8 protein-coding genes are annotated in these 6,146 nt (G+C 30.4%); 1 reads left to right on the top strand and 7 read right to left on the bottom strand.

Annotation, left to right across the window (positions count from 1 at the left end):
* The first annotated feature begins 35 nt into the window (after positions 1-35).
* Complete coding sequence (locus ACFSSE_RS15730) at positions 36-443, top strand: hypothetical protein (RefSeq protein ID WP_379042231.1); 408 nt, start codon at positions 36-38, stop codon at positions 441-443.
* A gap of 109 nt (positions 444-552) precedes the next feature.
* Here the strand turns inward: ACFSSE_RS15730 and ACFSSE_RS15735 are convergent, their stop codons facing one another.
* From ACFSSE_RS15735 to ACFSSE_RS15765, 7 genes are all read right to left on the bottom strand, one after another.
* Positions 553-1,041 (bottom strand): GNAT family N-acetyltransferase, encoded by a 489-nt coding sequence (locus ACFSSE_RS15735; protein WP_379042233.1) that lies wholly within the window; start codon positions 1,039-1,041, stop codon positions 553-555.
* Positions 1,042-1,067: 26 nt separating this feature from the next.
* Positions 1,068-1,637, bottom strand: a complete 570-nt coding sequence (locus ACFSSE_RS15740; protein WP_379042235.1) for a uracil-DNA glycosylase family protein — start codon at positions 1,635-1,637, stop codon at positions 1,068-1,070.
* Between the two features lie 33 nt (positions 1,638-1,670).
* A complete protein-coding gene (locus ACFSSE_RS15745) occupies positions 1,671-2,369 on the bottom strand; it encodes a DUF2490 domain-containing protein (RefSeq protein WP_379042237.1) in 699 nt (232 codons plus the stop codon).
* A gap of 77 nt (positions 2,370-2,446) precedes the next feature.
* The gene (locus tag ACFSSE_RS15750; RefSeq protein WP_379042239.1) at positions 2,447-3,781 is read right to left on the bottom strand and encodes a dihydroorotase; all 1,335 of its coding nucleotides are present in this window, start codon (positions 3,779-3,781) and stop codon (positions 2,447-2,449) included.
* 297 nt (positions 3,782-4,078) lie between these two features.
* Entirely contained in the window at positions 4,079-4,306 is a 228-nt protein-coding gene (locus ACFSSE_RS15755; RefSeq protein ID WP_379042241.1) for a hypothetical protein, read from the bottom strand.
* Positions 4,307-4,437: 131 nt separating this feature from the next.
* Entirely contained in the window at positions 4,438-4,659 is a 222-nt protein-coding gene (locus ACFSSE_RS15760; RefSeq protein WP_379042243.1) for a hypothetical protein, read from the bottom strand.
* Between the two features lie 157 nt (positions 4,660-4,816).
* The coding region (locus ACFSSE_RS15765) for a hypothetical protein (RefSeq protein WP_379101019.1) at positions 4,817-6,146 on the bottom strand (1,330 nt) is incomplete at its 5' end.

Here is a 6,146-nt window from a genome sequence, read left to right on the forward strand (position 1 = left end):
CTTTCCTGCTTTATTGTGTTTATTATTATTCTATAATGATAAAAAATGCACCATACAAATTTTCGGAATTTGAAAGCATTACCCTTAAAGCTGGTTTAGGAGGAGATTTTGATAAAACCTTTAATTCAAAAACTGCAAGATATCAATACTTAAACAGTAACGACTCTTTAATTAAACAAAGAGTGAAGCTTTCTAAAGATGATTTATTGTTTTTACATCGTAAAGCCGCAGAGTTAGGGTTTTGGGATTGGCCAGAGCAAATGATAGGTGACGAGAGTGGTAAATCTCCACGTTATATGTTAGAGTATGATTACCAAAGAAAGAAAAAAATAATTTACATAGACGGTGCTTATGACGATAACATTAAATTACGTGATGCAGCATTAGAACTAATAAAAACTGTAAATACAGCAGTTGAAGACGCTGCTGATCAACAAAACTAATCGCAATCAATATGGAATAAAAAGGGGCTGAGATTTTCAACCCCTTTTTTATGCGCAATATTTTTGATAAACCATCAATTACCGCTTTTACTATTTTAGGCTCTTAATTTCATAAACCAATATTTTTACTTCTGCGCTCAAATAAAATAATATTTTTCCATTCGGAATCTAACTTTCCAATCCTTTCTAAATAGCCAACTTTTCTAAATCCACTTTTTTCATGTAGCCTAATACTCGATTTATTTTCTTCAAAAATTTGTGCTTGTAAAGTCCAAATACCATTTTCTTCGCTATGTCTAATTAAATGTTCCATCAAAACAAAACCAAGTCCTAAGCCTTTACACGCCGGGTGACTATAAACACTAATTTCCGCAATTCCTTTGTTTAAATAATCATTTTTAATAGGTTTAAGTGCAATCCAGGAACCCACTCGTTCGTCAATTTCACAAATCAACCTCGAGTGCGTTAGATGTTTTTCATCCCAAGTTTCCCAATTAGGTACTTCCGTCTCAAAAGTTGCCATTTTTGTTGCAATTCCTAGTTCGTATATTTTTTGAACTTCTTCCCAATGTTTTTCTTCTAATTTTTTTACAAGCATAAATTTTTGTTTTTATATTATAGTGCCTAAACTAAATCTGATATGATGCTTTTTAACGAAGGAATTACCTCCGATTTAAACCAAGGGTTTTTAGCCTGCCAAATGTTATTACGAGGTGATGGATGTGGTAACGGGAAATATGTTGGTAAATAATGATTAAAATTCTTTACAGTTTCAGTTAAACTAGATTTTGCATTTCTGCCTAAATAATAGTTTTGTGCATAAGCACCAATTAGCAAAAATATTTTCTTTTCATTCATCTTTTCTAAAAGCTGAGGATGCCATAGCGGTGCGCATTCTTTACGCGGTGGTAGGTCGCCATTTTTACCAGTTCCAGGGTAACAAAACCCCATAGGCATTAATGCAAATACAGCTGTATCATAAAACAACTCTTTATCAATACCTAACCAGTTTCTCAAATTATCACCACTTTTATCATTCCATGGAATATTTGTTAAATGAACTCTTTTCCCTGGCGCTTGTCCAATAACAATAATTTTACTTTGGCTACTTGCCATCATTACAGGGTTTGCGCCACAAGGTAAATAAGGTTCGCAAAGTTTACATTGTTTAATTTGGTTTAGAAGTAATTTCATAGCAAATCTTCAACGTTATAAAAGCCGTTTTTCTTATTTACTATTGGTTTTTAAATAGCGAAAATTATTAAAAAACATAATTTGAAATTGATTTCTGTGGTTTGCTTGAGTAGCTTGATTTAGATAGCCTAGTTCTACTCTAAAGTTTTTATTAATTACGTAACCTAAGCCACCATATAATCTGTTTCTATCATAAGACGGTGTTTCATCTTTGATGAAAATCTCATTATAAGCGGATAAATACACAGTTTTGTCTTCTAATTTTTTATTGTTTAAAGGCACATTTAAAGATAAAAAGTACCTAAAACGAAGTTGAAAATCTGATTCTAAAAAACGTTCTTCCACACGGTAACGGTGCTGAATATTTACCCTACCAAAAGTTTGTTTAGTAATAAACTGCTGATAAATTCTATGCTCATTATTGCCAATTTTTTCATCGGTATTTGGGATGTAGTTTTCTGATCTGATAAAACCATAACCCATTAATAAATTGTTATTATTTTCTGATAAATCATAACCAATACCTGTTCTTAATAAAAGTTGTTGCAAATCTCCGACAAAATTATAATTGCGGTATTGTACTTCATTATGCCAATTAAATTTTTTGTTTAACTTTTGGTTTCCTAAGTATAAGAACCAATTGCCAACATCATTTTTTTGAGCAAAAGATTGTTGACTAATAAAAATAAGAGCTAATAGTGTTAAAAGTTTTTTAGAGAATTTGAATATCATTTTTGTGGATGAAAGGTGCGTATTTGTTTGGATACCGAAATTTTTCGATTTAGAGTTTGTTATAATATTTGTCGCCACTATCTATTAAAACTCAGTCTTTCACCCAAAATGCTCTCATCAAAAGCACCATCAGCGTAAGCTAAATGCCCACTTACAAAAGTGTGCGTAATTTTTGAATTAAAAGTTTGACCTTCAAAAGGCGACCATCCACATTTAGATAGTACATTCTCTCTACTCACTTCATAAGAAGCATTTAAATCTACCAATGCTAAATCGGCAAAATAACCTTCTCTAACAAAACCACGTTCTTTTATTTGGAAACAAATGGCCAAATTATGGGCCGTCTTTTCTGCAATTTTTTCTAAGCTAATTTTACCTTCGTGATACAGCTCAAATAAGGCATTAAAAGCATGTTGCACCAATGGGCCGCCAGAAGGAGCTTGAGCATAAGGTTGCATTTTCTCTTCAATGGTATGCGGTGCATGGTCGGTTGCAATTACATCAATATGGTTATCTAATACTGCTTTTAAAATTTGCTCTCGGTCTGAAGAAAATTTTACCGCTGGGTTCCATTTAATCCAATTTCCTTTGGTTACATAATCTTCTGCTGCAAACCATAAGTGGTGAATACATGCTTCGGCAGTAATTTTTTTATCTTTTAGAGGGGTAATATGATCAAACAAAAAGGTTTCTTTACCTGTAGATATATGCAAAATATGTAAACGGCTACCATGTTTTTTTGCCAAATCAACAGCAAAAGAAGAAGACAGGTAACAAGCTTCTTCATTTCTAATTAGCGGGTGCATTTCCGGAATTAAATGATCGCCATATTCTTCTTTAAATAATTTTAAATTTTTCTGAACAGTAGCTTCATCTTCGCAATGTGTTGCAATTAATGTTGGCGAATTTTTAAAAATACCTTCTAAAGTTTTCTCGTTATCAACCAACATATTCCCCGTTGATGAACCCATGAAAACTTTTATGCCACACACATTTTTAATATCTGTTTTAAGCACTTCCTCTAAATTATCATTAGAAGCGCCCATAAAAAACGAATAGTTGGCTAAAGATTTTTTTGCGCCAATAGCATATTTATCTGCCAATAATTCTTGAGTTAATGTATTGGGTACAGTATTGGGCATTTCCATAAAGGAAGTAATGCCACCCGCTACAGCAGCCTTTGCTTCAGTATAAATTTCGGCTTTGTGGGTTAAACCGGGTTCTCTAAAATGAACTTGATCATCAATAAAACCTGGGAAAAGGTATTTCCCTTCTGCATCAATTTCTATTGCTCCTCTGTTAGAAAGTTGCGTTCCAATTTTTTCTATTCTCTGATTTTTAATATAAACATCGGCAATTTCTTGTTTGCCTTCGTTAACAATTGTTGCATTTTTAATGATGTAAGCTTTCATGCGGCTAATTTCGTAAAGTATCATAAGAAATTAGCTAAAAAATAATTTATTTTATTGGATCTGGTGTTTGCAGAATGATTGGATTCCATATAAACGAAACAGTTTTATTCTTACTGTTGATTTCTGACAATATATTTTCGATAATAATGGAAGTTTCATTGTATCTGTTTTTAGTTTCGACGCAATTTGAACTTGTGTTTTTTAGGAGAAAAAACATTGCTACAGTCTTTTTTTTAGTTTGTATATCACTTAAATTATAATTTATTGTAAATCCTAAACGATTAGCAATTAAAGTTCCTAATTTATCATAAGCATATATTTTTTTACTTTATTATTTTCATCAAAGTCAAAATATATTACAGCATAATTTTTATTACAAATTTTCCAAATTTCATTGGTTGATCTATAATTTTTCTCTATAAATTTAGCAAAATCATTAGCGCTAGATTTAGCTTCCATTTGAGCAGAAGAGTTATTTGTAAACAACAGATATGTTACAAATAACAAGATTTTTTTTAAATACATGGGGTGCCGTTTAGCTTTGTTTTACATTTTTTATCCAAATTTATAGCCACGTAATTTTTGTTAGTTTTATTTGTAATTTACTAATAAGTGAAAAATTACACTATAATATATTGAATTTATTGGTTTCTATTTTAGTTTTCATTAATAGGATATTCATAATCTATTATGGTGATATTAGATAACTTAATTGGTATTTTTTCAAATGTTGATTCATTAATCTGAATAATTGCATAAAAGCTATATTTCGAATTAATTTCTTCTGTTTTAGGTACATTTAGAGCGTTTTTAATAAGACTATAATTTATAATAGGTTTTTTGTATAATTCCTTTTTAAATCCAATTTTTTCTTCCATTGAAATGAAATAAGATTTTGTCAGGTAAATATTATACACTTTATTTTTTGAAACTGTATCTATTTTGAAATCAATATTTGATTCACCGTTGTTATAAAAGTTAAAAGGAATATTAACCTCAACTTTGTTTTTACAAGCGAATAATAATAAACAAAAGCTAATTGCAATTCTTGTTTGTCTTTTGAAGCTCATTGGAAAGGTCATTACTAATTTTTGATTTTTGAGAATTTGTTAATTGGTTATATGCGGAAGTTTCGTGTAAACCTTCCCAAGCAAGTGATATATAGTAATCTAAAGAGTGTGAATTATTATCATATTCTGCCAAGAAACCCGCTATTGGATTAATATACTTATCAACCATATATTCATGATGACTAATATTTGCAGATACATTTGGATCTGCAATCTTGTACTTTATTAAATCTTCATAAAATCCACCTTTAGATGTTGCATAATTTAAGCTCCTTAGAATATTCGCATGAATGGTTTCATGAACTAGTGTCTTTGCAACAAGTAATGAAGTTCTATTTGAATAATTATCCTGATTTATAGTGGAATAATATGTATTACTTGATGGCTTCGTTGTTTGTCCATTAATTCCACTACCCAAACTCCTCAAATCATAAACTATATCGTCATTTAAAGTAAAATTCGCTAATAAATTAGAAATAAATGGTGAACTAGAGTTTTTCCAATTTGCGGATATTATAACTAGCTTCCCGAATATACATTGCAGTTTAAGGTCATTTTTAAAAGCTTTTGTAAATCGAATATCAAATATTTCTTCATTAATTAATGGCGGTTGGTAATCTTCTGGGATAACTTCACTGTGCCCACCACCTACTTCATTTTCAGCGTGTGTTTGTTCATTATATGAATTACCTGTGCTAAAACAATAAGTGTCATAGCCGCCTAAATACCAATAACTTTCTCCATCAGCTATATTTTCACCATACCAAGGTTGTTGAAAGCAGTAAGTGCCAGCAACTTTAATCCCATCAGATAGCGTTTTTACGGAATTGTTGTTTTGATTTTCTAACTTCAGATGGTAAATTTTGCCATCGTTTTCAAAAAGGTAAGCTTTTTTGAAATTTCCATTCCAGTTTTCAATAATTACCTTACCTCTAAACTTGTTTCCGTTTTTTTGATAATTATTGCTGTTAGTGGGTATAAAAGTTACCCATTCAATAACTTTATCATTTTTTTTATTTGTAGAAATTAACAAATAAGATAAACTATTTAATGATATAAAGTCATTTTTATCTTCACTAACCTTTAAAAATAGGTTTTTATTATATTTAATTGGCACTAAAACAGCTTTACCGTTGTGTAGGCTTTTAATAGTAGCATTTTTCCAGTCAGGAGTTTTATAAATACCATGTCTTATAGATTTAGCATTTTCAGGAGATGAAAATTGACTATTAACAGTAATATTGGTTTGATTATTAAATGCTTGCTTTGCTTCGCTAATTAAATCATGAGGTACA

The sequence above is a fragment of the Pedobacter alpinus genome (genome assembly GCF_042684645.1).
Lineage (GTDB): Bacteria > Bacteroidota > Bacteroidia > Sphingobacteriales > Sphingobacteriaceae > Pseudopedobacter > Pseudopedobacter alpinus.

Coding starts and splice junctions, on each gene's coding strand:
- ACFSSE_RS15730 (WP_379042231.1), top strand. CDS start 36: ATGATAAAAAATGCACCATACAAATTTTCGGAATTTGAAAGCATTACC.
- ACFSSE_RS15735 (WP_379042233.1), bottom strand. CDS start 1,041: ATGCTTGTAAAAAAATTAGAAGAAAAACATTGGGAAGAAGTTCAAAAA.
- ACFSSE_RS15740 (WP_379042235.1), bottom strand. CDS start 1,637: ATGAAATTACTTCTAAACCAAATTAAACAATGTAAACTTTGCGAACCT.
- ACFSSE_RS15745 (WP_379042237.1), bottom strand. CDS start 2,369: ATGATATTCAAATTCTCTAAAAAACTTTTAACACTATTAGCTCTTATT.
- ACFSSE_RS15750 (WP_379042239.1), bottom strand. CDS start 3,781: ATGAAAGCTTACATCATTAAAAATGCAACAATTGTTAACGAAGGCAAA.
- ACFSSE_RS15755 (WP_379042241.1), bottom strand. CDS start 4,306: ATGTATTTAAAAAAAATCTTGTTATTTGTAACATATCTGTTGTTTACA.
- ACFSSE_RS15760 (WP_379042243.1), bottom strand. CDS start 4,659: ATGGAAGAAAAAATTGGATTTAAAAAGGAATTATACAAAAAACCTATT.